We start from the raw sequence: 25190 nt of genomic DNA on the forward strand, positions 1-25190 counted from the left end.
GTCGTTGCTCAGGCGGAGAGCCTGGAGACGAAGATCGCGGACCCGGGTGTCAGCATGCCCCGGACCCGGCTCCAGCCGCCCCAGGTGCGGTCGTGGTCGGCAGGCCACTCCGGCTCGTGCAGGTCGGTGAGCACGAACCCGTTGCGCGACAGTGTGCCCACCCAGTCGCCCAGGGTCCGGTGGTGCTCCACGTAGCGCGTCGCACCGGTCTCGTCGTCGACCTCGACGTAGGGGGTGCGGTCCCAGTAGGAGTGCGCGGCGACCAGCCCCTCCTCGCCGGGGTCGTCGGGGAACATCCACCGCGTCGGATGGGTGACGGAGAAGGCGAAGACCCCGCCCGGCCGCAGCACCCGGGCGACGTCGGCGACCAGGGCCGGCGCGTCCGCGACGAACTGGAGCGCGCCGAAGGCGGAGAAGACCACGTCGAAGCTCAGGTCCCCGAAGGGCAGCTGTGCGGCGGTCGCGCACACCGCGGGTACGGCGACCCCGTGCTCCTCGTCGATGCGCCGGCCGTGCTGGAGCTGGCGCATGGAGACGTCGATGCCGACGGGCAGCCCGCCGTGGGCGAGCACCCAGCGGGAGCACTGGCCGGCGCCGCAGCCGATCTCGAGCACCGCCTTGCCGCTGACCTCACCGAGCGCGTGCACCGTGTCCTCGCGCACCCCCTCGGGCCCCCACAGGAAGCCGGCGTCGCCGAGGTACTCGCCGTGGGTGGCCTGGTACTCGTCGGCGTAGGCATCCCAGTCGGCGCGGTTGGCGAGCAACGACTCTGCCTCGTCGACGGGGCGTCGTTCGGGGCGGACTCCAGACACAGTCGAAGGCTAGTCCACACCCGACGCGCAACACTTGGAAGGGGCGCGCTTGCCCGACTCGGGCCCCCTCGCAGGGTTACCTTCATCAAAGCGTCGCCCCGGGGCCACCGCCACGACACCGTGGCGCACCCGCTCACTGGAAGGTTCGCCGCCATGAAGAGACCACACAAGCTTCTTGCCACCACGCTCGCGCTCGCAGTCGCCGCCTCGCTCGCGGCGTGCTCGCCGCCGGAGAAGGACAACGACAGCTCCACCACCAAGTCCGGGGGCAAGGCGTCGGAGGCGACCTCGGCCGCGGACTTCGGTGGCATGGACGAGCTCGTCAAGGCGGCCGAGAAGGAGGGCAAGCTCAACGTCATCGCGCTGCCGCCGACCTGGGCCAACTACGGCGCGATCATCAAGAGGTTCCAGGAGAAGTACGACGTCAAGATCACCTCCCAGCTCCCCGACGGGGCGAGCCAGGACGAGATCAACGCGGCAAACCAGCAGAAGGGCAAGAGCACGGCCCCCGACGTCTTCGACCTCGGCCAGTCCGTGGCCCTGGCCAACACCGAGATGTTCGCGCCGTACAAGGTCGAGGAGTTCGACTCGATCCCCGAGCAGTACAAGGACCCGGACGGCGCCTGGGTCAACGACTACGGCGGGTTCATGTCCATCGGCTACGACTCGAAGAAGGTCCCGGACCTGACCACGGTGGACGAGCTGCTCAAGCCCGACTTCAAGGGGAAGGTCGCGCTCAACGGCGACCCGACCCAGGCCGGCGCCGCGTTCTCCGGGGTGGTGATGGCGGCGCTGACCCAGGGCGGGTCCGCCGACGACATCAAGCCCGGCGTCGACTTCTTCGAGAAGCTCAAGGCGGCCGGCAACTTCCTGCCGGTCGACCCGACGGCCGCGACGATCGAGTCGGGGCAGACCCCGGTCGTCATCGACTGGGACTACCTGAACGCGGCCGAGACCGCGAAGCTGCCCTCGTGGAAGGTGGTCGTGCCCGAGGGCGCCGCGGTCGCGGGCTACTACTTCCAGGCGATCAACAAGCTCGCTCCGAACCCGGCTGCCGCGCGCCTGTGGGAGGAGTTCCTCTACAGCGACGAGGGCCAGAACCTGTGGCTCGCCGGCGGGGCCCGTCCGGTCCGGGCCGAGCAGATGGTCAAGGACGGCACCATCGACAAGGAGGCCTACGACGCGCTGCCGGTGGTCAAGGGTGAGCCCGTGATCGTCACCGAGGAGCAGAGCGCCAAGGCGACGAAGTACCTCACCGCCAACTGGGCCAAGGCAGTCGGCTGATCCGAGCGATGGCACGCAGTACCGCTGGGGGCGGCATCAGTCGCAGGGCTCGCGAGGCTCTGCCGTTGGTGCCGTTCCTGGCGTTCGTGTTCGTCTTCCTGCTGGTGCCCACGATCACCGTGGTGGTCGGCTCGGTCTACGACCAGGGCGTGTTCTCGACCGGGCGGATCGAGGCGCTGTTCACCGGCACCGCCCTCTCGGCGCTGTGGAAGAGCGTGCTGCTCTCCGGCACCACCGCGGTCCTCGGCGCCACCCTGGGGGCGGTGCTGGCCTGGCTGGTGGTGAGCAGCCCGCCGAGCTCGCTGTTCCGGCGCACGGTGGTCTCGATCTGCAGCGTGCTGGCCCAGTTCGGCGGGGTGATGCTGGCGTTCGCGTTCGTCGCCACGATCGGCCTCAACGGGGTGCTCACCCTGTGGGCCCAGGAGCACCTCGGGTGGAACCTCGCCGGCTCCGGCTGGCTGTACAGCCTGAGCGGGCTGATCCTGGTCTACACGTACTTCCAGATCCCGCTGATGGTGATCGTGTTCCTGCCTGCCCTCGAGGGGCTGCGCGAGCAGTGGCGCGAGGCCGCCGTCAGCCTGGGCGCGACCAGGTGGCAGTACTGGCGCGAGGTCGCGATTCCGCTGCTCACCCCGGCCTTCCTCGGCTCGGCGCTGCTGCTGTTCGCCAACGCGTTCGCCGCCTACGCCACGGCGGCGGCGCTGGTCAGCCAGGGGAGCCCGATCCTGCCGCTGCTGATCCGCGCCGCGCTGACCAGCGAGGTGGTCCTCGGCCAGGCCGGGTTCGCCTATGCGCTGGCGCTGGAGATGATCGTGGTGGTCGCCGTGGTGATGGTGGCCTACAGCGCCCTGGTGCGGCGTACGTCGAGGTGGTTGCAGTGAGTCGCGCCCAAGGACGTGCCCGGACCCGCGACCGGGTGGTGCGGGTGGTCCTGCTCGCGCTGTTCGGGGTGTTCTTCCTGTTCCCGCTGGTCGCGATGGCCGACTTCAGCACTCGCAACCTCATCCAGGGCGGCCGGACCCTGGCCGCGTGGGAGAACCTCGTCCGCGACGACACGCTCTACTCCGCGATCACGATCTCGCTGGCCCTGGCCGCTCTCACGGTGGTCGGGATGCTGCTGATCCTGGTCCCGACGATGATCTGGGTGCGGCTGCGCGCGCCCTGGGCCAAGGGCATGGTCGACTTCTTGTGCCTGCTGCCGCTGACGATCCCGGCGCTGGTGATCGTGGTCGGGATGCGCGGGGTCTACGAGTGGGTGACCTACTTCCTCGGCGAGTCCACGCTCACCTTGACCTTCGTGTACGTCGTGCTGGTGCTGCCCTACGCCAACCGCGCGATCGACGCTGCCCTGGCCTCGATCGACCTGGCGACGCTCACCGAGGCGGCGCGGTCGCTCGGCGCCGGCTGGACCACCACGATCCTGCGCGTCGTGGTCCCCAACATCTGGTCGGGGATCCTGTCCGCGGCGTTCATCTCGATCGCCGTCGTGCTGGGGGAGTACACCATCGCGTCGCTCAGCGGCTACCAGAATCTGCAGGTCGCGATCGTGCAGATCGGCAAGTCCGACGGGCCCACCTCGGTCGCGGCCTCGCTCGCCACGCTGCTGTTCGGCTTCGTCCTGCTCTCAGTGCTCGCCCTGCTGACCCGTCGCCGACGTCGCGGTGGCCGGCCCGGTGCCGGTCCCGGTGCCGACGCCGGGGACCCTGCCATGGCAGCCCTCACCGCCCAGCAGCCCCAAGGAGCCCGATGACCTCGCCCAGCCCGGCCACCGCCACCGCGTCGACGCCAGGATCGAGCCTGGCGGTCGAGCTGAGGGACCTCACCCGGGTCTACGGCACCGTCCGTGCGCTGGACGGCTTCACCCTGGCGATCGAGCCGGGAGAGCTGGTGGCACTGCTCGGGCCGTCCGGCTGTGGGAAGACCACGGCGCTGCGGATCCTGGCGGGGCTCGACGAGGCCACCTCCGGCACGGTCCTGGTGGGTGGCAAGGACCTCACCAGGGTCTCGGCGAACAAGCGCGACATGGGCATGGTCTTCCAGGCCTACAGCCTGTTCCCGCACCTGACCGTGCTCGACAACGTCGCCTTCGGCCTCAAGCTGCGCGGCCAGGGCGGGGCCGAACGCCGCAGGCGGGCACAGGAGATGCTCGAGCTGGTCGGGCTGGCAGAGCACCGCGACAAGTACGCCAGCCAGCTCTCCGGCGGGCAGCAGCAGCGGGTGGCGCTGGCACGCGCGCTGGCGATCCGTCCCAGCGTGCTGCTGCTCGACGAGCCGCTCTCGGCGCTCGACGCCAAGGTGCGGGTCCAGCTGCGTGAGGAGATCCGGCGCGTGCAGACGGAGGTCGGTACGACGACGCTGTTCGTGACCCACGACCAGGAGGAGGCGCTCGCGGTCGCCGACCGGGTGGGGGTGATGAACCAGGGCCGGCTCGAGCAGCTCGCTGCCCCGGCGGACCTGTACACCCGTCCCGCGACCCCGTTCGTCGCCGGTTTCGTGGGGCTGAGCAACCGGGTCGCCGCGCGGGTGGACGGTGAGGTCGCCGAGCTGCTGGGCTCCCGGGTCGCGGTGCTGGAGGGCTCGATCACGTCCGGGAGCGGCGTCGCGATGCTGCGCCCCGAGGCGGTGACCGTGACCGCCGACCCCCAGGGGACGGACCGGGTGGCCAGCGTGGAGTTCCTGGGGCCGTTCTCCCGGGTGCACCTGACCACTCGCGACGGGGTCGCGGTCGTTGCCCAGATGCCGAGCTCGCAGGCGCGTGCGTTCACCTCCGGTGACCCGGTCACCGTGGCCGCGGAGGCCTCCGGCGTACTCGTCGTCGAGGGGTCCTAGCTGGCGCCGGGGCGGCCGGGTGTGGGACGGGACCCGCTCGGTTGGACGCTCGATGGGGTGCGTGGATAGACTGTGCGATGCGCCAGAAGTCTGCCTGAGTCTCAGACGTAGCAGCCTCTCGCTCGCTGTCGGCCCGTTGCGGGAAACCGTGTAGGGCAACGAACCAACAATCGTGATGGTGAAACGGGCCTCTGCGCGTGCCCGTACGACTTCTATCCACCCGAAGGTTCCTCTTTCCCTATGACAATCACCCCCACTCTTTCCGACGCTCCGCAGGTCGCCATCAACGACATCGGTTCGGAGGAGGACTTCCTCGCCGCGATCGACGCGACGATCAAGTACTTCAACGACGGTGACATCGTCGAAGGCACCATCGTCAAGGTCGACCGCGACGAGGTCCTGCTGGACATCGGCTACAAGACCGAGGGTGTCATTCCCTCGCGCGAGCTCTCGATCAAGCACGACGTCGACCCCAACGAGGTCGTCAAGGTCGGTGACCAGGTCGAGGCCCTCGTTCTCCAGAAGGAGGACAAGGAAGGCCGGCTGATCCTGTCCAAGAAGCGCGCACAGTACGAGCGCGCCTGGGGCACCATCGAGCAGGTCAAGGAAGAGGACGGCGTCGTCGAGGGCACCGTCATCGAGGTCGTCAAGGGCGGCCTGATCCTCGACATCGGCCTGCGCGGCTTCCTGCCCGCCTCGCTGGTGGAGATGCGCCGCGTGCGCGACCTGCAGCCCTACGTGGGCCAGACGCTCGAGGCCAAGATCATCGAGCTCGACAAGAACCGCAACAACGTCGTGCTCTCGCGTCGCGCGTGGCTCGAGCAGACCCAGTCCGAGGTCCGTCACGGTTTCCTCACCCAGCTCCAGAAGGGCCAGATCCGCAAGGGTGTCGTGTCCTCGATCGTCAACTTCGGTGCCTTCGTGGACCTCGGTGGCGTCGACGGCCTGGTGCACGTCTCCGAGCTGTCCTGGAAGCACATCGACCACCCGAGCGAGGTCGTCACCGTCGGTGACGAGGTCACCGTCGAGGTGCTCGACGTCGACATGGAGCGCGAGCGCGTCTCCCTGTCGCTCAAGGCGACCCAGGAAGACCCGTGGCAGCACTTCGCCCGGACCCACCAGATCGGCCAGATCGTGCCGGGCAAGGTCACCAAGCTGGTGCCCTTCGGTTCCTTCGTCCGCGTCGAGGAGGGCATCGAGGGCCTGGTGCACATCTCCGAGCTGGCCGAGCGCCACGTGGAGATCCCCGAGCAGGTCGTCCAGGTCAACGACGACGTCATGGTCAAGATCATCGACATCGACCTCGAGCGTCGCCGGATCTCGCTGTCGCTGAAGCAGGCCAACGAGACCGCCACCGCGGTCGAGGGCGAGGAGTTCGACCCGACCCTCTACGGCATGGCAGCGACCTACGACGAGCAGGGCAACTACATCTACCCGGAGGGCTTCGACCCCGAGACAGGTGAGTGGCTCGAGGGCTTCGAGGAGCAGCGCAAGACCTGGGAGGACCAGTACGCCAAGGCGCACGCTCGCTGGGAGGCGCACCTCAAGCAGCAGGGCGAGGCCAAGCAGGCCGAGGCCGAGGCCGGCGAGGCGACGTCCTACTCCAGCGGTGGCGACACCCGCGGCGACGCCGACGGTGGCTCCGAGGCCGAGGGCGGCTCGCTCGCCTCCGACGAGGCACTGCAGGCACTGCGCGAGAAGCTGACCGGCGGGGGCGTCTGACCCGCAGGCTGAACCCAGTTCCGGAGCCCGGTCCCCATGCGTGGGGGCCGGGCTCCGGCACGTTCAAGGGGTGCTCGGCGTCGTCCCCTGCGGCTCCCGTACGGGAGAGGTCAGATGATCCCGGCGGCCCGGCCGGCGGCCGCGTAGGCCTCGGCGAGCGAGGCGACGTTCTCGTGGGCGTTCAGGCCGCTGGGGTTGGGGACGACCCACAGCTCGGCGCCCTCGAACGGCTCGTCCTGGCGGCCGGCGGTCGCCTTCGGCCGGCCGAACGCGTGCCGGTAGGCGGTGATGCCGGCGACGGCGACGACCTGCGGTCTGCGTGCGCGCACCAGCGCTCGCAGGCGCTCGCCGCCCTCGCGGAGCTCGGCCGGGGTCAGCTCGGCGGCACCGGCGGTCGCGCGGGGGACCAGGTTGGTGATCCCGAGTCCCCGCGACTCCAGGTGGCGGCGCTCGTTCTCACTCATCCCCTTCGACGGGGCCACCGGCTCGGTGAGGATCCCGGCCCGCAGGAGCGCGGGGTAGAAGCGGTTGCCGGGGCGGGCGAAGTGCGCCTGCACGGCCGCCGTCCACAGGCCCGGGTTGATCCCGACGAACAGCAGCCGCAGGTCCTCGGGCAGCAGGTCGGGGACCTCCACACCGTTGAACTGCGCCAGCTCGGCCTTGGTGAAGCCCATCAGCGCCCGTCCTCGACGAGGTCGGGCAGGTCGAGGCGGCGTACCTTCCCGGTGGGGGTGCGGGGGAGGGCGTCGACCCGGTGGTACTCCTTGGGCCGCTTCGCGGGCGCGAGGTGCTCCCGCGCATGCGCCTCCAGGTCGGCCGTGCCCGCCTCGCCGACCACGGCCGCGCATACCCGCTGGCCCCAGTCCTCGTCGGCCACCCCGAAGACGGCGAGGTCGGTGACTCCAGCCACCTCGCCGAGCACGCGTTCCACCTCGGCAGGGTAGACGTTCACGCCGCCGCTGATGATCAGGTCCTCGCGCCGTCCGTCGAGGAAGACGTAGCCGTCCTCGTCGATCCGTCCGAGGTCCCCGACGGTGAACGCGGGTCCCGCGTCGGTCTCCCGCCAGGCGGCGGCTGTCTTGTCCGGGTCGCCGAGGTAGGTGAACCGCGCATGGGCAGGTACGGCGCACCACAGGTGGCCCTCCTCGTCGACCGTGATCGTGCGACCGGGTCGCGCCCTCCCCAGCGTGCCGGGCCGCTGCAGCCACTCCTCGCTGCGGCAGGCGGTGAACTGCCCCTCGGTGGATCCGTAGAACTCCCAGGTGGAGCCCTCGGGGAAGTCCGCGACCAGGCGCCGCTTCACCCACTCCGGGCACGGCGCCCCGGCGTGGGCGACCAGCCGGAACGACGACAGGTCGGGGGTGCCGTGCTCGTCCCAGTGGCCGAAGAGCCGTTGCAGGTGGGCCGGGACGCAGAACATCGTGGTCGGCCGGTGCTCGCGGATCGCCTCGGTGACGACCGCGGCGTCGAAGGGCCCGGGGACCACGACCCGGCCGCCGGCGAGCAGGGTGCCGGTCGCGAACCGCAGCGGGGCCGAGTGGTGCAGCGGGCTCAGCACCAGGTGCACGTCCACCTCGGCGAACCCCCACAGGTCGCGCTCCTCGGCCAGCAGCGCCTCCGCCTCCGGTGTCGCCAGCAGCCCCGAGAAGACCCCCTTGGGTCGTCCGGTGGTGCCGCTCGTGAGGTGGATCGGCCGGCCGAGCGGAGGCCCGGCGAGGTCGCCGGCCACGACTCGGCCCAGGGCGTCGAGCTGCTCCGGCGTGCTCACCACCACCGCCGGGTCGAGGTCCTCGAGCAGCATCGACCGCTCGCTCGCGGTCAGCTTCGCGTCCATCGGGACCGGGAACACGCCCCGGCGCAGCAGCGCGATCACCAGCTCGGCGTACGCCACCGAGCCCGGCACGAGCAGCGCCACCCGGGAGCCGGGAGCGAGGTCCAGCGAATCCACGCCGCCGATCCTGCCAGCCTCCGCCCCGCAGTGACCGACGGGCCGGGGGCAGTTTCCCAGGTGATGAACCCGACCTGCCTCTTCGCACACCTCACGCCGTGTGTGGAGAGGCAGGTTGCCGTGCCAGGAGCGAGACGTGTACGCCGAACCGCAGACGCCCCCGTCTCGCCTGCGGCACACTCTCGGTCATGATCCGGTTGGAGCTGGCCCTGGGCCTGGTGACGCTCGCGCTGTGCATCTACTGCCTGGTCGACGTGATCTCCCGCAGCGCGGACGAGGTCCGCAACCTGCCCAAGGTCGCGTGGATCCTGCTGGTGTTGTTCTTCCCGTTCGCCGGCTCGGTGGCCTACCTGCTGGCAGGGCGGCCCCGGGGGGCGTCGTGGCGAGCACAGCAGAAGCGCGCCGCGCCGGGGTTCCCGGAGTACGACCGGCCCGGACGCGCGGCGGCGACCAGCCCGGAGGACGACGAGGCGTTCCTGCGCAGGGTGCGCGAGCGTGCCGAGGAACAGCGCCGCCGGCACCGCGAGGCCGAGCTGGAGCGGGCTCGCGAGGAGCAGGCGAAGCTCGAGCGGCGGCTCCGGCGCGAGCAGCCCGACGAGCCCGATGCCGGTTCCTGAACCCGCTCGTCCGGTTCCGGGCACCGAGTCCCTCAGTCGGCGCCGGCGCCGCGGGGCCGAGGGACGTCTCCGGACTCGTGCTGCGATGATCGCCCGGTGACCACACGCGTAGGACTCACAGGCGGCATCGCCTCCGGCAAGAGCACCGTCTCCACCGCTCTCGCCGAGCTCGGTGCGGTGATCATCGACGCGGACGCCCTCGCACGTGAGGTCGTCGCGAAGGGCACCCCGGGGCTGCAGGCCGTGGTCGAGGAGTTCGGCGAGGAGCTGCTCGGTCCCGACGGTGAGCTGGATCGGCCCGCGATGGGTCGGCTGGTCTTCAACGACGAGCAGGCGCGGAGGCGTCTCGAGGCGATCGTGCACCCCCTGGTCTTCGAGCGCATCGTCGAGCTCGAGGAACAGGCGCCCGAGGACGCGGTCGTCGTACACGACATCCCGCTGCTCGCCGAGAGCGGTCGCGCCGGGACCTTCGACGCCGTGATCGTGGTGGACGCTCCCGAAGAGCTGCAGGTCGAGCGGATGACGCGCGACCGGGGATGGACGGAGGAGGACGCCCGCTCCCGGATCCGGGCACAGGCGTCCCGCGAGGACCGGCGCGCGATCGCGACCCACGTCATCGAGAACAGCGGGACGCGCGAAGACCTCCGCGCGCGCGTCGCGGAGGTCTTCGCGGAAGTGGTCTCGACGGGTCCCGGATCAGCTGGGTGAGCAAACCGGCCCGGTCCGTCGAGCGGTCTGAGGCCTGTGCTCAGGCGGCGAGGTCGGGATCGGCGAGGCGGCGCAGCTTCGCGATCGCCTCACGCTCGAGCTGCCGGACCCGTTCGGCCGAGATGCCGTGGCGGGCGCCGATGTCGGCCAGCTTGTGCTGGCGCCCGTCGACCAGGCCGTAGCGCGAGCGCACGATGTCCGCGGAGCGGTCGTCGAGCAACCCGACCAGCGTGCTCAGCCGGTCACGCGACTCGGTGTCGAGCACGGTCAGGTCCGGACCGGGCGAGCTCTCCTGGGCGATCAGGTCGCCCAGCGAGGTGTCGCCGTCCTCGTCGATCGGGGTGTCGAGGCTGACGTGGTCCCGGCCCCAGGCCATCAGGTCGAGGACGCGCTCGGGATCCATGGAGAGCTCGACCGCGATCTCCTCGGGGTCGGGTGCCCGGCCCAGCTGGCGCTCGAGGGTACGACGGGCCGAGCCCACCTGGTTGAGCTCCTCGACCACGTGCACCGGCAGCCGCACCACGCGTGCCTGCTGAGCGATTCCGCGGGTGATCGCCTGGCGCACCCACCACGTCGCGTAGGTGGAGAACTTGTAGCCCTTGGCGTAGTCGAACTTCTCCACGGCGCGGATCAGCCCGGTGTTGCCCTCCTGGATCAGGTCGAGCATCGGCATCTGGCTGCGCCCGTACTTGCGGGCGATCGAGACGACCAGCCGCAGGTTGGCGTTGATGAACCGCTGCAGTGCGCGCTCGCCCTCCTCGGCCAACCAGGTGAGCTCTTCCTCGGTGGCGAGCTTGGGAGCACCACCCTTCCGCCTGCCTACCCGGCCCTCCTCGAGGAGCTTCGCGGCGAACAGCCCCGCCTCGATGGTCTTGGAGAGCTCGACCTCGGTCGCGGCGTCCAGCAACGGTGTCCGTGCGATCTCGTCGAGGTAGAGACCGACGCTGTCGCGTCCTTCGATCTCACGGTCGTTGCGGGTGGTGGTGGTGGTCATGGCGGCCTTTCCCTTTCTGCAGGTGGACCGGTACGGCTGGTCCTGTTGGTCCAACACAGTGCGGTGGTACGGGATTCCCGACCGTGTCGGGGGTGAGGCCCGAAATCCGCCTCTCACCCTTGTAGACGTGCTAGTACCCCGCGAAGTTGCGGCGTACGCGAGTTCTCAGTCAGTTCTCAGCGATGGCGGCCCCCGGCACGCCTTCGGGCCACCGCACGCCCGGCGATGGAAAACGGGCACACTTCTGCCATGCGGATCGACCTCAACGCCGACCTCGGGGAGGGCGTCACCGACGACGAAGGACTCCTCGAGGTGGTCACCAGCGCCAACCTCGCCTGCGGGTTCCACGCCGGTGACGAAGACACCATGCGCCGGGTGTGCGAGTCCGCCGCTGCGCGCGGGGTGGTGGTGGGAGCCCAGGTCTCATACCTGGACAAGGAGAACTTCGGGCGCAGTTCGATGGACGTGGAAGGCGACCTGCTCGCGGCCTGGGTGGCCGAACAGGTGGAGGTCCTGTCCCGGATCGCGGGGGAATGTGGCATCGAGGTGGCCTACCTGAAGCCGCACGGCGCGCTCTACAACAGGGTGGTCGACGACGAGGGGCAGGCGGCCGCCGTGCTGCGCGGCAGTGGCTCCCTGCCGGTGCTGGGTCTACCCGGGTCGGCGATCCTGCGGCTGGCCCGGGCCGCGGGCCGGACCGTGGTGGCGGAGGGCTTCCCGGACCGGGGGTACACCGACGAGGGCCGGCTGGTGCCGCGCGACCAGCCGGGCGCACTGGTGGAGGGGGCCGATGCGGTCGCCAGGAACGCGGTCGAGATGGCGCTGCGCGGTGTAGTCCAGTCGCTGTGCGTGCACGGTGACTCACCGGGTGCGGTCCGGACCGCCGGCGCCGTGCGAGCAGCACTGGAGGGGACCGGGCACCGCCTCGTTGCCTGGGCGGGAGCAGCACGGTCCGGGTGACCGGGTTTTCCACAGAGCACGGAGAAAACCTGTGGAAAACGGCGCGAACCTGTGGAGGGCTCCCGAGTCCCTGTGGGCAACGCCGCAGCGCGGTGGAAATGTCGGGTTCCCGCGCGGTCAGGGTCTTGTGCGCTCGTCCCGCCGTCGCGTAGAACAATGGGCACCGAGCCCGTCAGGGCAGCGGTGGACCAGATGAGGACCGTGGGATCAGCCCGGCGAGGAGACCCGTCGGAGCCGTCGGTGGTGTGGACGGCCGAAGCCCGTGGGGTCGCTGGTCCGGGACGTCACATCACGTCGTCCCACCAGTGGGGTCCGCGGCAACTCATACTTCCCGCGGACCCCACGACTACGTCCGAGGTCGCCTCGGCCCGCGGGCTGCGGCGGCGCCGGCTTCTCTGCGAGGATCCTCGAGATGGATGTCCGGCCTTTCGGTGACCACGGGTTGCTGCTCCAGTGCCAGGGGCCCGACGCTGTCCGCGCGGCGTACGCCGAGGTCCTGCGTCGCCGCGACAACGGCGAGCTGAGCTGCACCGACGTCGTCCCGGGGGCGAGCACGCTCCTGTTGGACGGCGTACGGGAACCCGGCGAGGTCGGCAGGCTGCTCGCCGGCTGGTCGCTCGACCAGCCCGACCCGGACGCCGGTGCCGACGGTGACCTCGTCGAGCTCCCGGTGACCTATGACGGTCCCGACCTGGAGTCGGTCGCCGAGCACTGCGGGATGGAGGTCGGTGAGGTCGTCCGGCTGCACCGCGAGACCGAGTTCGTCGTTGCCTTCTGCGGCTTCGCTCCCGGCTTCGCCTACCTCAGCGGCCTGCCCGAGGAACTGCACGTGCCGCGCCGCGAGGACCCGAGGTCCCGGGTCCCGGCGGGCTCGGTGGGACTGGCCGGCGCCTTCACCGGCGTCTACCCGCGGTCCTCGCCGGGTGGGTGGCAGCTGGTCGCACGCACCGATGCGCCGCTGTGGGACCTCGACCGCGATCCTCCGGCCCTGCTCGCGCCCGGCACCCGGGTGCGGTTCGTGGAGGCGAGCAGCAGTGGGAGCTGAACGGTGCATGGAGGTGCTCGACGTCGGTCCGCAGGTGACCGTGCAGGACCTCGGTCGTCCCGGTCTGGCGCATCTCGGGGTCCCGCGCTCGGGATCGCTCGACGAGCCGGCACACCGGCTGGCGAACCGGCTGGTGGGCAACGACGAGTCCGCGGCGACGCTGGAGTGCCTGGCCGGGCAGCTGCGGGTCCGGGCCCGGACGGGCCTGACCATCGCCGTCACCGGCGCCCGGGTCGCGGTGAGCGTTGCCGGCCGTCCGAGCGAGTGGGGGAGTGCGGTCTCCGTGCCTCCCGGGGCCGAGATCGAGCTCGGGGCGCCGACCGAGGGACTGCGGGCCTACCTGGCCGTCTCGGGCGGCATCGAGGTGCCCGCTGTGCTCGGGTCGCGCTCCACGGACCTGCTCTCGGGCCTGGGACCCGAGCCGGTGTCCGCCGGCGACGAGCTGCCGGTGGGGGAACCGCTTGGGACACCGGTGCCCGTCGACGCCGGACGGCTGCCGCCGGCCTCGCGCGTGCTCCGGCTGCGGCTCGGTCCACATGAGGACTGGTTCACCGAGGGGAGCCTGGCGGCCCTCGACGGGTCGTCGTACGCCGTAGGCAGCGACTCGAACCGGATCGGGCTGCGCCTGGAGGGGGAGCCGATCCGCAGGCGCGACGACGAGGAGCTGCCGAGCGAGGGGATGGTGCTGGGTGCCGTGCAGGTGCCGCCCAACGGACAGCCAGTGGTCTTCCTCAACGACCATCCCACCACCGGCGGGTACCCGGTGGTCGGCGTGGTGGCGCTCGAGGACCTCGCCGTCTGCGCCCAGCTGCGACCGGGGGAGCAGGTCACTCTTCGCGTGGTCTGACCGGCTTCAGCGCGGGGTCGTCGATCGAGAAGCTGAGCACCCGGCCGGGAGGTGTGTCCGAGGTCTCGAAGCGCACCGTGACCACGCCCCTGCCCGAACCCCACACCCAGCCGGGGCCGTGCTCCTCGTGGGTCACGTCCATGCCCGGTGCCCAGGCGCGGTGCCTTGAGGCGGCCGCGACGGCGGCCAGGGTGACCTCGTCGGAGACGGCAGCGGCCTCGTCGTCCTCCTCGGTGAAGAGGTACTCCTGGATCCAGTCCGCGAACCCGGAGACGCCGACCCCCAGCAGCCGTACGCCGCTCGAGGTGTCCAGCTCGGCGAGCAGGCGACGGGCGACCCGGGCGATCTGGCGCACGTCGTCGGAGGGCTCGGAGAGGGTGGCCGAGCGGCTCACCGTGGAGAAGTCGTGCAGCCGGACCTTGATCGAGACGGTGCGACCGGAGATCCGTGCCTTGCGCAGCCGTTCGGCGACCTTGCCCGCCTGGCGGTCGAGAAGCGCCTCGAGCAGCCGCTTGTCTACGTGGTCGGTGTCGTAGGTGTCCTCGACGCTGATCGACTTCGCCTCGCGCTCGGGCTCCACCGGGCGGCTGTCCCGGGCCCGCGCCAGGGCGTGGAGGCCGGCGCCGTGGGCGCGCCCGAGGAGCCGGACCAGCTCCTCCTCGGTGAGCCGCTCGAGCTCCTCCACCGTGTGCACGCCGACGCGGCGCAGGCGCTCGGCGGTGGCGGGACCGACCCCGGGGATCACCGTGACCTGCATCGGCCGCAGCAGGTCCTGCTCCATCCCCGGTGCGACCACCACCAGGCCGTCCGGCTTGTCGAGGTCGCTGGCGATCTTGGCGACGAGCTTGGAGGTGCCGATGCCCACCGATCCCGCGATGCCGCCGGTGACCTCGCGGATGCGGGCCTTGAGGTCACGGGCCAGGGCGCTGACCGAGGCGATCGAACGGTCCGCCAGGTCCGCGGCCTCGAGGTCGACGAACGCCTCGTCGAGCGACAACGGCTCCACCAGCGGGCTGACCGAGCGCAGCACCTCCATCACCGCGCGGCTGGTGTCGCGGTAGGCGTGGAAGCGCCCCGACAAGAAGGCCGCGTTCGGGCAGCGCCGTCGTGCCTCGGCCGTCGACATCGCCGAGTGCACGCCGAAGGTCCGGGCCTCGTACGACGCGGTGGCCACCACCCCGCGGCCTCCCACGCCCCCCACCACGACGGGCTTGCCCCGCAGGGAGGGCTTGTCCCGCTGCTCCACGGAGGCGAAGAACGCATCCAGGTCCATGTGCAGGATCGTCGGCTCGGAACGCACGTCGTGATCGTGCCACGAGCGGCCGACGAGGGAGCGCGCCCCATGACCGGCTCCCGTCCACAGCCGGCCTGCTGCACCGGTTCTGCACAGGCCGATCGACGGCCTCGGCGCACGTCCCCCGCACGGCCGAGGGTGACAGGCATGACCCCCACACCCGAGTCGCCCCTGGACCCGCCCACCTTCGTGGCCCGGACGCCCACCGACCTGATCGCCGTCGTCCCCGGAGTCCTGGGCTTCCATCCCCGGGACTCCGTCGTCCTGCTCACGTTCGGGCCCCCCGCGGGCGGCTTCCACGCCCGGGTGGACCTGCCGCTGGAGCCGGGGGAGCAGGAGGAGGTGACCGACCTGCTCCTCGAGGCCGTGGTCGCCAACCAGGCACGCCGGGTCGCTGTCCTGCTCTACACCGACGACGCCGAGGCCGCTCACGCGATGGCGCTGCTGCTGGTGGGCCGGCTGCTCGACGAGGGGGTCGAGGTCGTCGAGGTGCTGCGCGTCGACGACGGTCGCTGGCACCCGGTGCCCGACGACGGGCTCCCCGGCACGGCGTACGAGCTCGAGACGCACCCGTTCACCGCGCAGCGGGTCTTCGAGGGCCACGTCGTCCACCGCGACCGTGAGGACCTGGCGGACTCACTGGTGGGGACCGACGAGGAGGACTCGGTGGCGGTGGCGCTGGCCGCGACGAGGTTCACCGACCTGGTGGCGACCTCGGAGGAGACCGCGGACCCCGTGCACGGCTTCCTGCGCAGCGAGGCGCAGTGGCTGCAGCAGCGCATCCGCGCACGGCTGGCGGACCGGGAGCCGCTGCACCCCCGCGATGCCGGCCGGGTGCTGGTGCTCACCTCGCTCGTCCCCACCCGTGACGTCGCCTGGGCCGAGATCGACCGGGTGACCTCCGCTGGCCACGTCGACCTGTGGCGCGAGCTGGTCCGGCGCAGCCCCCGCGAGCTGCTCCCCGGGGCGTCCGCGCTGCTCGCGTTCGCCGCCTGGCAGCACGGTGACGGCGCTCTGGCCTGGTGCGCGATCGACCGGTGCCTGGAGGTGGAGCCCGACTACTCGATGGCGCACTGCGTGGCCGAGGTGCTCACCCGGGCGGTGCCGCCGAGCGTGTGGGTCCCGATCCCGCAGGAGGAGCTGACCGTGTTCGCTGCATCCACCCCGCTGCACGGACGGGCCGACCGAGCCTCGTGACACCCGCCTGTGGCCACTACTGTTTCGGCCATGGGAGAAGAAGTCGAGCTGCAGGAGTTCACCCGGGCCGACCGCACCCGACACCGCGAGAAGGTACGCCGCTGTCTGGACGTGTTCGCGCGGATGCTGCGGGAGTCGCGTTTCGACGTCGACGACCCGATGACCGGAATGGAGATCGAGTTCAACCTGGTCGACGGCGACGGAAGGCCCTCGCTGAAGAGCGCCGAGGCGCTGGCGGCGATCGCGAGCCCCCACTTCCAGACCGAGCTCGCGCAGTTCAACCTCGAGATCAACGTGTTGCCAAGACGGCTCGGGGCACGCGGGATCTCCGGCTTCGAGGAGGACCTGCGCTCGGCCCTGAACCACGCCGAGGGCAAGTCCAACGAGGTCGCCGCCAACATGGTGATGATCGGCATCCTGCCGACGCTCGAGGAGGGCCACCTGAGTCCCTCGCGGATCAGCCCCAACCCGCGCTACAAGCTGCTCAGCGACCAGATCCTGGGGGCCCGTGGGGAGGACCTGGTCATCGACATCCAGGGCGTCGAACGGCTCCGGACGACCTCGGAGTCGATCATGCCGGAGGCCGCCTGCACCTCGACCCAGCTGCACACCCAGGTGAGCCCGGAGAACTTCGCGGCGTACTGGAACGCCTCCCAGGCGATCGCCGGCATCCAGCTCGCGGTGGGCGCCAACTCGCCGTACCTCCTGGGCAAGCAGCTGTGGCAGGAGACCCGCATCCCGCTGTTCGAGCAGGCGACGGACACCCGCGGCGAGGAGCTCAAGGAGCAGGGCGTCCGGCCCCGGGTCTGGTTCGGCGAGCGCTGGATCACCTCGATCTTCGACCTCTTCGAGGAGAACGTCCGCTACTTCCCGGCGCTGCTGCCGATCACGGACGCGGAGGACCCGCTCGAGGTGCTGGAGTCGGGCGGGACCCCGGCGCTCTCGGAGCTGAAGCTGCACAACGGCACGATCTACCGGTGGAACCGGCCGGTCTACGACACCTCCGGGGGCGTGCCGCACCTGCGCGTGGAGAACCGTGTCCTCGCGGCCGGTCCGAGCGTGGTCGACACGATGGCCAACGCGGCGTTCTACTTCGGCCTCACGCGTGCGCTGGCCGAGGACGACCGGCCCCTGTGGTCGCGGATGTCGTTCTCCGCGGCGGAGGAGAACTTCCACGTCGCCGCCCAGCACGGCATCGAAGCACGCGTCTACTGGCCCGGCATCGGTGAGGTGAGCGCCACCGAGCTGGTGCTGCGCCGGCTGCTCCCGCTGGCCTACGAGGGGCTCTCGCGCTGGGGCGTCGGTCACGACGAGGCCTCCCGCGTCCTCTCGATCATCGAGCAGCGGTGCGTGCTGCACCGCAACGGTGCCTCGTGGTTCGTCGAGAAGGTGACCGCCCACGAGCGTGCCGGCGCCGACCGCGAGGAGGCAATGCGGCTGGCCCTGCTCGCCTACAGGGAGCTGATGCACGCCAACGAGCCGGTGCACACCTGGCCCGTGTGAGTCACCTGGTCCTCGCGCGCCTCAGCCGGAGACGGGGGAGCGGTTCCGGATCCGGCTCCACACCCGCGACCGACCGCTGACCAGGTCGACCCAGCCGTTGCGGTTGAGCACGAAGAACGCCGGCAGCACCAGCCCGTGGCGCCCGAACCCCGCCAGGGACGCCGCGAACCACTCCGCGTCTGCGTCGGTCCGCTCGAGCCCGCCACCCCGGGTCAGCCACGCGCAGGCCCCACCGGGCTCGGCGAGCCCGTCCAGCGCCCGCTCGACCAGGTCGGCGCGCAGCGGCACCGATGCGTCGGTGAGCTGCGGGATCGATGCGTCGGTGAGCTGCGGGATCGAGACCCGGTCACGGCCCGGGTGGCCCACGTGGCACGTCGGTGGCAGCGTGCGCCGGGTGCCGGACCGGGTCACGAAGTCCTGCAGCTCTCGGCGAACGGCGGCTGCGACCTCGGGCTCCATGGGCCCAGCCTGCCCTCGTGCGAGCCGCCGGTGTGGGCGCTCCACAGGCTCCGTTGCCAGCCGGCGCTAGACCGACCCGGAGGCCTGGCCGAGCCGGTGCAGGTCGGAGGGGTTGTACCCGAAGTGACTCTTGAAGGCGCGGGAGAAGTGGCTGGCGTCGGAGTAGCGCCACCTGCTCGCGACCTGGGAGACGCTGCGGCCGGCGAGGAGGTCGTCGCGGGCACGGGCGAGGCGACGGATGCGGATGGTGCCCGAGACGCTCTCGGCGCTGCCCTCGTAGGCGCGATGCAGCGACCGCAGCGAGACCCCGAGACGGGACGCGACCTTGGCAGGGCTCAGGGCCGGATCGGCGAGGTTGCGTTCGATGAACGTCTCGGCGGCGGTGCGCAGGGCCGTCGAGGTGTCGGTGGAAGTGAGCGGGAGGTCCTGGAGGGCGGCGGCGAGCAGCTCGATGGTCGCGTTGCGTGCCGCGGGCAGTGCTCCCAGGGGCAGCCGGTCGAGGGTGTGGGAGAGCCCTTCGAGGTAGCCCGCGAGCAGCATCACCGCGGGGGCGGCCCGGTCGAGCACGGTCCCGGTCTGGAGGAGCCCGCGGCTGCCGACCTCGGCCAGGGCGCTCTTGGGCACGAACAAGCTGCGCTTGACGAGCGGCTCCTGGACAGCGAACCGGGCAGGGTGGGCGGAGTCCCAGATCACGACGCTTCCCGGCTCCAGCTGGGACTCGCCGCGCCCCTGGGCGACGACCTCGCGTCCCTTGAGGGTCATCAGCATGACCAGGTACTCGTCGTCGGTCTGCGAGATCTCGTGGGCGCGCCGGGCGCCGGTCGAGGGGTCGCACGAGCAGTCCACCAGGACCAGGTCGGCCAGATGGCGTCGCCGTACGGAGGCGTCGAAGGTGTCCGGGTCGCCGGTGAGCTCCTGGATGCTCCAGGGCAGGTGGGTCGAGGACAGCATCCGTGACCAGGCCTCGTGGGCGTCGGCGCGCGAACGGGCGTGGAAGTCCCACTCATCGGGCTCACCGGACCCGGGACGGGTCGCGGGTCGGTTCGCGGCCCGGCCCGCTCCGCTGGGTGCATTCATCTGAGCTCCCGTCTGCGTGACCGTGGTCACTGCCACCTCACGATAGGTCCGGCCCCGGGGCCCAACAAGGGGGCTCGGGGCCGTGGCACGCAACGTCATGAGGACGGCACTCGCAGGCATGGCTGTGACCGAGGTCACGTCCTAGGTTGCTGGGGAACGCACCCACGGAGGACCCACATGACCAGCACCCTGGACGACCCCTCAGCCATCGCAACCCCCGACCACCGCAGCGACGTGGAGTTCGACTCCGACGGCGTCACCCTGCGCGGCTGGTACTACCGGGCCACCAGTGGCGGCAGCGCGCCGACCATCGTGATGAGCCACGGTTTCGCAGCGGTCAAGGAGATGTACCTCGACAAGTACGCCGAGCACTTCTCGGCCAACGGGCTCAACGTCCTGGTCTACGACAACCGCAACCTCGGCGCCTCGGACGGCACCCCACGCGGCGAGATCACCCCGTGTCACCAGATCGACGACTACCGCAACGCGATCACGTTCGCGGAGACCCTCGAGGGCACGGACCCCGACCGCATCGGGATCTGGGGCTCCTCCTACTCCGGGGGCCACGTCCTGGTCGTCGCCGCCCAGGACCGCCGGGTCAAGTGCGTCAGCGCCCAGGTCCCGGTCGTGGACGGGGATGCCAACTTCCGCCAGCTGGTCCGTGCCGACTTCGTCGCCGGTGCCCGCGCGGGGTTCGACGAGGACCGCCGTGCCCGGTTCGGTGGCGGCGAGCCGGCCATGATCGACGTCGTCAACGAGGACCCGATGGCTCCCGCCGCGCTGCCGACCCCGGACTCCTACAGGTGGTTCATCGGTACCCACGAGCTGCGAGCCCCCAGCTACGTGAACTCCTGCACCCTGCGCAGCGTGGAGCGGTTCTCCGAGTACCAGCCCGGTGCCTACCTGCGGCTGATCGCGCCGACGCCACTGCTGATGTGCGTGGCCGAGAACGATGTGCTGACGCCCACCAAGATCGCGATCGACGGGTTCCACGAGGCGCGTGAGCCCAAGAAGCTCGTGGTCCTCCCGGGGGGCCACTTCGACGCGTACGTCGACGGCTTCGAGATCTCCGCGCAGGTCCAGCTCGACTGGTTCAGCACCCACCTGCTCAGCCGGGCCGGCACCACCGCCTGACCAGCCCTTCCGGCATCTCTCCAGCCCCGCAGAACCCCCGAGAAAAGAGAGAGTGATGACCCACACCCTGCTCGCGATGTACAACCACCCCGAGGACACCGAGGCCTTCGACCGGCACTACGCCGAGACGCACGCCAAGCTCGGCCTCGCGTTCCCCGGGCTCCGCTCCTTCACCGGCACCCACCCCGGGCCCGAGGACGGCGCTCCCGCTCCCTACTACTTCATCGCCGCCCTGGCGTTCGACGACCAGCAGGCCCTCGAGGCCGCGATCGCGGGACCGGAGGGACAGGCCGCGATCGCCGACCTGGAGAACTTCGCCGGAGCCGGGGTCACGATCATCAACGGCCCCACGACCACCTACCTGTAGGCGAGGGACGAGTCGACGGCCGTCGTGAGCTCGGGCTCCGCGGGCACCGCCTGCCCTCCCACCAGTGGCTGGTGGGAGGTCCACAGGCTGCGTTGGCATGATGGCGCCATGGACATCCACATCACCGGCGACGAGCACGCCGACCAGGTACTCACCGAGGACCCGTTCGCCCTCCTCGTCGGGATGCTCCTCGACCAGCAGTTCCCGATGGAGCGTGCCTTCGCCGGACCGGCGAAGCTGCTGGAGCGGTTCGGCAACCTCGACCCGGCGCAGATCGCGGCCGCGGAGCCCGAGCAGTTCGCCTCGCTGTGCTCCGAGCCGCCGGCGGTGCACCGGTTCCCGGGCTCGATGGCCGAGCGGATCCAGGCGGTGGCGCGCGTCGTGGCGGAGGAGTACGACGGGCACGCCGAGCGGATCTGGACAGAGGCGGCCGACGGGCGCGACCTGCTCAAGCGGATGACCGCGCTCCCGGGGTTCGGCAAGCAGAAGTCCCAGATCTTCGTGGCGCTGCTGGCCAAGCAGCTCGGCGTACGTCCGCAGGGGTGGGAGGCCGTGGTCGGCGACTACAGTCTCGAGGGCTACCGCTCGGTCGCAGACGTGGTCGACGCCGCGTCCCTGGAGCGCGTGCGGAGCTTCAAGAAGGCCGCCAAGGCCAAGAAGGCCGCGGCCGGAGCATGACCGGCGCGCCCCCGGCTTGGGGGTCGTGACACAATGAGAATGCGGCTGTTGACAGGTACGGGTCCTGTCGCGCCCCTGCAGTTTCCTGAAAAGTTCCTGAACGACAATCGAGAGGTAGTTCGTGTCCTCGAGTTCGTCAAGCGCGACCGCCAAGAAGACGGCCGCCAAGAAAGCCCCCGCCAAGAAGGCAGCGGTCAAGACCGCCGAGCAGATCCAGGCCGAGGTGGCCGCTGTCGGACCCGACGGCAAGAAGATCCTCCTCGACCTCCCTGACGAGCAGTTCGAGAAGGACGTCAAGGCCGATCCGACGATCAAGGAAGACGAGAAGACCGCCACCTTCATCGTCTCGGCCGCCGACGAGACCGACGAGCCCGAGCAGCAGGTCATGGTCGCCGGTGCGACCGCCGACCCGGTCAAGGACTACCTCAAGCAGATCGGCAAGGTCCCGCTGCTGAACGCGGAGATGGAGGTCGAGCTCGCCAAGCGGATCGAGGCCGGCCTCTTCTCCGAGGAGAAGCTCTCCAAGGGCGGCAAGATCAGCCCCAAGATCCTCGACGAGCTCCAGTGGATCTCCGAGGACGGGCGCCGCGCCAAGAACCACCTGCTCGAGGCCAACCTGCGACTCGTGGTCTCGCTGGCCAAGCGCTACACCGGCCGCGGGATGCTGTTCCTCGACCTGATCCAGGAGGGCAACCTCGGCCTGATCCGTGCGGTCGAGAAGTTCGACTACACCAAGGGCTACAAGTTCTCCACCTACGCGACGTGGTGGATCCGCCAGGCGATCACCCGCGCGATGGCCGACCAGGCCCGCACCATCCGGATCCCCGTGCACATGGTCGAGGTGATCAACAAGCTCGCCCGCGTCCAGCGGCAGATGCTGCAGGACCTCGGCCGCGAGCCCACGCCCGAGGAGCTCGCCAAGGAGCTCGACATGACCCCTGAGAAGGTCATCGAGGTCCAGAAGTACGGCCGCGAGCCGATCTCCCTGCACACCCCGCTCGGCGAGGACGGCGACTCCGAGTTCGGCGACCTGATCGAGGACTCCGAGGCGATCGTCCCCGCGGACGCCGTCTCCTTCACCCTCCTTCAGGAGCAGCTGCACGCCGTGCTGGACACGCTCTCCGAGCGTGAGGCCGGCGTGGTCTCGATGCGCTTCGGCCTCACCGACGGCCAGCCCAAGACGCTCGACGAGATCGGCAAGGTCTACGGCGTGACCCGCGAGCGGATCCGCCAGATCGAGTCAAAGACGATGTCGAAGCTGCGGCACCCCAGCCGTTCCCAGGTGCTGCGCGACTACCTCGACTGAGTCGGCCGTGCCTCGACCGCAGGCCAGGGCGACCGCGCCCGGGCCGACGGTGCCGCAGTGGCGCTCCCGCCTCGCGAACGTCGTGGGGGTGCTGGCGCTGCTCCTGATCGTGCTCTCCATCCTCGACGAGGGCACCCCCTGGACGTTCCTGGCCGGGGGTGTCTGCTTCGTGGGGATGATGCTCATCGACGGGTCCTTCGGCCGCTGGTGGCGCAAGGAGCCGCGGCGCAAATAAGCAGTACGCCGCGAAAGTGATCTGCGTCACACGTGTGGCGACCCGGCGAAGTGCGGTTTCAAGGTGCCATGGTGGGTGCTCCGCACACTCTGGGAGGTCAACATGGCAACCATTCTCTGGATCATCGCCGTCGTGCTGGTGATCAGCGGGATCGTCACCCTGATCAGGGGGCAGATGCTCTTCGGCATCCTGCTCATCGTCGCGGGGCTGCTCGTCGGTCCCGGTGGCGTGAGCATCTTCACCTAGCCCAGGGCGACACACACCACGGCGCCTGCGCACAGCAGGAGGCCGACGGACTGCTCGCGGTGCAGCTTCTCGTGCAGGAACAGCACCGCGAGCAGGACCGTGGCTGCGGGGTAGAGCGAGGTGAGCACCGCGGCGACGCTGAGCAGGCCGAGCTGTCGGGCAAGCAGGAACCCGACCACGGCCAGGGTGGCGAGCAGGCCTGCGCCCAGCCCCCACCAGTGGGCGCCGGCGTTGTCCAGCCGCGGCCGCGGGTCGCCGCCCAGGAGCAGGGCCGACGCGGTCACCGCGACCAGGGAGACCGCCTGGCAACCGAGCACCGGCCCGAAGCCGGCGGCCTCGGGGACCTGCCCGAGCGCGGCGAAGAGAAGACCGAAGCCGAGCCCGGCGAGCACGCCGTCCAGCAGTCCCTCGGCGGTGGAGCCCGGCGCATCGGCGGCGACTGGCTCGCGGGAGACCAGCCAGATGCCCGGCAGCGCCACCAGGATGCCGACCCACACCAGCAGCGTCGGTCGCTCGCCGGAGGCGACGCCGATGGTCGCCGGCAGCAGTGCCGCGCCGACCGCGGAGACGGGGGCCACCACGCCCATCCGGCCGCGGGCGAAGCCCCGGTAGAGGAACGCGGTGCCGGTCCCGCTGCCCACGCCCGCGAGCAGCCCCCAGGCGTAGTGCGCCCCGGTCGGGTCGCCCGGGATGGCCACGGCGAGCACCAGCGTGCCCAGGGTGGCTCCCAGGCACGCCGTGAAGGCCACCGGCCACACGGAGGTACGCCGGGACGCGACTCCGCCGACGAAGTCGGAGAGACCGTAGGCCAGGGCGCCGCCGAGGGCGAGCAGGACCGCCATCAGGTCAGGACGACGCCCACGGCCCACGTGGCCGCGGCGGTCAGGCAGGCGAGCAGCTCGATCACGATGGAGAGACCCACCGCGCGCAGCGCCTGCACCGTCGCGGGCCACGCGTCCCTGCTCCCGAGGCGGCGGAGCTCGGCGAGGTAGACCCCGAGGACGAAGCCGACCAGCAGCCCGACCACGGGGATGACGAAGAACCCGACGATGCCCAGGGCCCCGCCCAGCATCAGGGTCGAGCCCGGGATGCCGTTGGCGGTGAGGCGCCGCCCCGGGACGGCGTACTTCACCACGCTGCCCAGGGCGATCGCGGTCGTCGCCACGGCGAAGACGATCCAGGCGGTGGCGGTGCCCACATCCCACGACCACACCAGCACCGCACCGAGCACCAGCAGCGAGCCGGGGAGCACGGGCACGACGACGCCGACCACGCCGACGGCGATGGCCAGGGCGACGAGGACCTCCAGACCGCTCATGGCCGAACCCTCTCACCTCGGCGCGCGGTCAGCAGCACGTGCAGGTGGAGACCCCTGGAAAGGGCCGAGGCCCCGGTCCACAAGGGACCAGGGCCTCGGTCAGGTTCCGGGCGGGCGCGCTCAGTCGGTCGAGGGCTTGTCGGCCAGACGGCCGGTCTCGTCCTGGACGTGCTGGGCCACCTCGCGAAGCTTGTCGCTGTGCTCACGAGCGTGGTGGGCACAGAAGAGCAGCTCACCGCCGGTCTTGAGCTGTACGCGGAGGTAGGCCTGTGCGCCGCATCGGTCACACCGGTCCACCGCGGTGAGCGGGGCCGGGCTGGGGGCTGTCGCAGTAGTCACGTCTGGCCTCACTCTCGTTTGGGTAACTTCCTCAACGACCGAGACGAGTGGAAGTTCCACCGCTCGATTGCTTCATCAGTCACAACAGTCAACCACGCTGGATACTTCCTGCTGGAAGCGCACCTCCTCGTTGAGACGGTGGTGGCGCTCCTCACACGCTGAGTCGAGTCTGACGCGCCGTGTTCTCGAACGTGGCGAAACGGACCAACTCGTTGTGTGCGTACCCGTTCTTTCTAGTTCAGCACACCGCACAAGGCCCGCATTGAGGAAC

At 70.7% G+C, this 25190-nt stretch carries 28 protein-coding genes; 18 read left to right on the forward strand and 10 right to left on the reverse strand.

Going from position 1 to position 25190, the window contains the following annotated elements; translation table 11 throughout:
- Window positions 1–8 precede the first annotated feature (8 nt).
- The gene (locus AC4BGC_RS19935) at window positions 9–812 is read right to left on the reverse strand and encodes a class I SAM-dependent methyltransferase (protein WP_490557346.1); all 804 of its coding nucleotides are present in this window, start codon (window positions 810–812) and stop codon (window positions 9–11) included.
- A 153-nt stretch (window positions 813–965) separates the two neighbouring features.
- Here AC4BGC_RS19935 and AC4BGC_RS19940 point away from each other — a divergent pair, with 153 nt between their 5' ends.
- The 5 genes from AC4BGC_RS19940 (at window position 966) to rpsA (ending at window position 6647) form a co-directional block, all read left to right on the forward strand.
- The gene (locus AC4BGC_RS19940; RefSeq protein ID WP_490557347.1) at window positions 966–2096 is read left to right on the forward strand and encodes an ABC transporter substrate-binding protein; all 1131 of its coding nucleotides are present in this window, start codon (window positions 966–968) and stop codon (window positions 2094–2096) included.
- A gap of 68 nt (window positions 2097–2164) precedes the next feature.
- Window positions 2165–2977: an ABC transporter permease gene (locus AC4BGC_RS19945; RefSeq protein WP_490557601.1), complete on the forward strand. Its 813-nt coding sequence runs from the start codon at window positions 2165–2167 to the stop codon at window positions 2975–2977.
- A complete protein-coding gene (locus tag AC4BGC_RS19950) occupies window positions 2974–3846 on the forward strand; it encodes an ABC transporter permease (RefSeq protein WP_490557348.1) in 873 nt (290 codons plus the stop codon). The genes AC4BGC_RS19945 and AC4BGC_RS19950 overlap by 4 nt, the downstream gene beginning before the upstream one ends.
- Entirely contained in the window at window positions 3843–4925 is a 1083-nt protein-coding gene (locus AC4BGC_RS19955) for an ABC transporter ATP-binding protein (protein ID WP_490557349.1), read from the forward strand. The genes AC4BGC_RS19950 and AC4BGC_RS19955 overlap by 4 nt, the downstream gene beginning before the upstream one ends.
- 240 nt (window positions 4926–5165) lie before the next feature.
- Window positions 5166–6647 (forward strand): 30S ribosomal protein S1, encoded by a 1482-nt coding sequence (rpsA, locus tag AC4BGC_RS19960; protein WP_490557350.1) that lies wholly within the window; start codon window positions 5166–5168, stop codon window positions 6645–6647.
- Window positions 6648–6757: 110 nt separating this feature from the next.
- On the opposite strand, the gene AC4BGC_RS19965 is transcribed toward rpsA, so the two are convergent.
- Entirely contained in the window at window positions 6758–7321 is a 564-nt protein-coding gene (locus AC4BGC_RS19965; protein WP_490557351.1) for a mismatch-specific DNA-glycosylase, read from the reverse strand.
- Entirely contained in the window at window positions 7321–8595 is a 1275-nt protein-coding gene (locus tag AC4BGC_RS19970) for a class I adenylate-forming enzyme family protein (RefSeq protein ID WP_490557352.1), read from the reverse strand. Before AC4BGC_RS19970 ends, AC4BGC_RS19965 begins: the two co-directional genes overlap by 1 nt.
- Before the next feature lie 188 nt (window positions 8596–8783).
- On the opposite strand from AC4BGC_RS19970, the gene AC4BGC_RS19975 reads away from it, so the two are divergent.
- Entirely contained in the window at window positions 8784–9212 is a 429-nt protein-coding gene (locus AC4BGC_RS19975) for a PLD nuclease N-terminal domain-containing protein (RefSeq protein WP_490557353.1), read from the forward strand.
- Between the two features lie 96 nt (window positions 9213–9308).
- A complete protein-coding gene (coaE, locus tag AC4BGC_RS19980; RefSeq protein WP_490548589.1) occupies window positions 9309–9920 on the forward strand; it encodes a dephospho-CoA kinase in 612 nt (203 codons plus the stop codon).
- Between the two features lie 40 nt (window positions 9921–9960).
- Here the strand turns inward: coaE and AC4BGC_RS19985 are convergent, their stop codons facing one another.
- The gene (locus AC4BGC_RS19985; protein WP_490548590.1) at window positions 9961–10914 is read right to left on the reverse strand and encodes a sigma-70 family RNA polymerase sigma factor; all 954 of its coding nucleotides are present in this window, start codon (window positions 10912–10914) and stop codon (window positions 9961–9963) included.
- Window positions 10915–11163: 249 nt separating this feature from the next.
- Between AC4BGC_RS19985 and AC4BGC_RS19990 the strand changes: the two genes are divergently transcribed.
- The 3 genes from AC4BGC_RS19990 (at window position 11164) to AC4BGC_RS20000 (ending at window position 13766) form a co-directional block, all read left to right on the forward strand.
- Window positions 11164–11874: a LamB/YcsF family protein gene (locus AC4BGC_RS19990; RefSeq protein WP_490557355.1), complete on the forward strand. Its 711-nt coding sequence runs from the start codon at window positions 11164–11166 to the stop codon at window positions 11872–11874.
- Between the two features lie 412 nt (window positions 11875–12286).
- Window positions 12287–12919: a 5-oxoprolinase subunit PxpB gene (gene pxpB, locus AC4BGC_RS19995; protein ID WP_490557356.1), complete on the forward strand. Its 633-nt coding sequence runs from the start codon at window positions 12287–12289 to the stop codon at window positions 12917–12919.
- A 7-nt stretch (window positions 12920–12926) separates the two neighbouring features.
- Window positions 12927–13766, forward strand: coding sequence for a 5-oxoprolinase subunit C family protein (locus tag AC4BGC_RS20000; RefSeq protein WP_490557357.1), 840 nt, complete (start codon window positions 12927–12929; stop codon window positions 13764–13766).
- On the opposite strand, the gene AC4BGC_RS20005 is transcribed toward AC4BGC_RS20000, so the two are convergent.
- The gene (locus tag AC4BGC_RS20005; protein WP_490557358.1) at window positions 13747–15066 is read right to left on the reverse strand and encodes a DNA polymerase IV; all 1320 of its coding nucleotides are present in this window, start codon (window positions 15064–15066) and stop codon (window positions 13747–13749) included. The two genes, AC4BGC_RS20000 and AC4BGC_RS20005, sit on opposite strands and share 20 nt — an antisense overlap.
- A gap of 141 nt (window positions 15067–15207) precedes the next feature.
- On the opposite strand from AC4BGC_RS20005, the gene AC4BGC_RS20010 reads away from it, so the two are divergent.
- Together AC4BGC_RS20010 and AC4BGC_RS20015 are read left to right on the forward strand one after the other, a co-directional pair.
- The gene (locus tag AC4BGC_RS20010) at window positions 15208–16257 is read left to right on the forward strand and encodes a DUF4192 domain-containing protein (protein WP_490557359.1); all 1050 of its coding nucleotides are present in this window, start codon (window positions 15208–15210) and stop codon (window positions 16255–16257) included.
- A gap of 30 nt (window positions 16258–16287) precedes the next feature.
- Complete coding sequence (locus AC4BGC_RS20015; protein ID WP_490557361.1) at window positions 16288–17760, forward strand: glutamate-cysteine ligase family protein; 1473 nt, start codon at window positions 16288–16290, stop codon at window positions 17758–17760.
- 21 nt (window positions 17761–17781) lie between these two features.
- Here the strand turns inward: AC4BGC_RS20015 and AC4BGC_RS20020 are convergent, their stop codons facing one another.
- Both AC4BGC_RS20020 and AC4BGC_RS20025 read right to left on the reverse strand, forming a co-directional pair.
- On the reverse strand, window positions 17782–18219 hold the full coding sequence (locus AC4BGC_RS20020) for a hypothetical protein (protein ID WP_490557362.1): 438 nt from the start codon (window positions 18217–18219) through the stop codon (window positions 17782–17784).
- Between the two features lie 66 nt (window positions 18220–18285).
- Complete coding sequence (locus AC4BGC_RS20025) at window positions 18286–19296, reverse strand: AraC-like ligand-binding domain-containing protein (RefSeq protein WP_490557363.1); 1011 nt, start codon at window positions 19294–19296, stop codon at window positions 18286–18288.
- Between the two features lie 177 nt (window positions 19297–19473).
- Between AC4BGC_RS20025 and AC4BGC_RS20030 the strand changes: the two genes are divergently transcribed.
- The 6 genes from AC4BGC_RS20030 (at window position 19474) to AC4BGC_RS20055 (ending at window position 23262) form a co-directional block, all read left to right on the forward strand.
- Entirely contained in the window at window positions 19474–20430 is a 957-nt protein-coding gene (locus AC4BGC_RS20030) for an alpha/beta hydrolase (RefSeq protein ID WP_490557364.1), read from the forward strand.
- A 55-nt stretch (window positions 20431–20485) separates the two neighbouring features.
- The gene (locus AC4BGC_RS20035) at window positions 20486–20797 is read left to right on the forward strand and encodes an EthD family reductase (protein ID WP_490548600.1); all 312 of its coding nucleotides are present in this window, start codon (window positions 20486–20488) and stop codon (window positions 20795–20797) included.
- 108 nt (window positions 20798–20905) lie between these two features.
- Window positions 20906–21475 carry an HhH-GPD-type base excision DNA repair protein gene (locus AC4BGC_RS20040; RefSeq protein ID WP_490557365.1) on the forward strand — a complete coding sequence of 190 codons (570 nt, stop codon included), beginning with the start codon at window positions 20906–20908 and terminating at the stop codon, window positions 21473–21475.
- A gap of 121 nt (window positions 21476–21596) precedes the next feature.
- Window positions 21597–22781, forward strand: a complete 1185-nt coding sequence (locus AC4BGC_RS20045) for an RNA polymerase sigma factor (protein ID WP_490548602.1) — start codon at window positions 21597–21599, stop codon at window positions 22779–22781.
- A gap of 7 nt (window positions 22782–22788) precedes the next feature.
- Window positions 22789–23016, forward strand: a complete 228-nt coding sequence (locus tag AC4BGC_RS20050) for a hypothetical protein (protein ID WP_490548631.1) — start codon at window positions 22789–22791, stop codon at window positions 23014–23016.
- Between the two features lie 102 nt (window positions 23017–23118).
- Window positions 23119–23262, forward strand: a complete 144-nt coding sequence (locus AC4BGC_RS20055) for a GPGG-motif small membrane protein (protein WP_490548632.1) — start codon at window positions 23119–23121, stop codon at window positions 23260–23262.
- On the opposite strand, the gene AC4BGC_RS20060 is transcribed toward AC4BGC_RS20055, so the two are convergent.
- The 3 genes from AC4BGC_RS20060 to AC4BGC_RS20070 all read right to left on the reverse strand — a co-directional run bounded on the left by AC4BGC_RS20060 (window position 23259) and on the right by AC4BGC_RS20070 (window position 24919).
- Window positions 23259–24104, reverse strand: a complete 846-nt coding sequence (locus AC4BGC_RS20060; RefSeq protein ID WP_490557366.1) for an EamA family transporter — start codon at window positions 24102–24104, stop codon at window positions 23259–23261. The two genes, AC4BGC_RS20055 and AC4BGC_RS20060, sit on opposite strands and share 4 nt — an antisense overlap.
- On the reverse strand, window positions 24104–24580 hold the full coding sequence (locus AC4BGC_RS20065) for a DUF456 domain-containing protein (RefSeq protein ID WP_490557367.1): 477 nt from the start codon (window positions 24578–24580) through the stop codon (window positions 24104–24106). The genes AC4BGC_RS20060 and AC4BGC_RS20065 overlap by 1 nt, the downstream gene beginning before the upstream one ends.
- Before the next feature lie 120 nt (window positions 24581–24700).
- Window positions 24701–24919 (reverse strand): DUF7455 domain-containing protein, encoded by a 219-nt coding sequence (locus AC4BGC_RS20070; protein ID WP_490548635.1) that lies wholly within the window; start codon window positions 24917–24919, stop codon window positions 24701–24703.
- Window positions 24920–25190 lie beyond the last annotated feature (271 nt).

The sequence above is a fragment of the Nocardioides sp. Z38_18 genome (genome assembly GCF_058215695.1).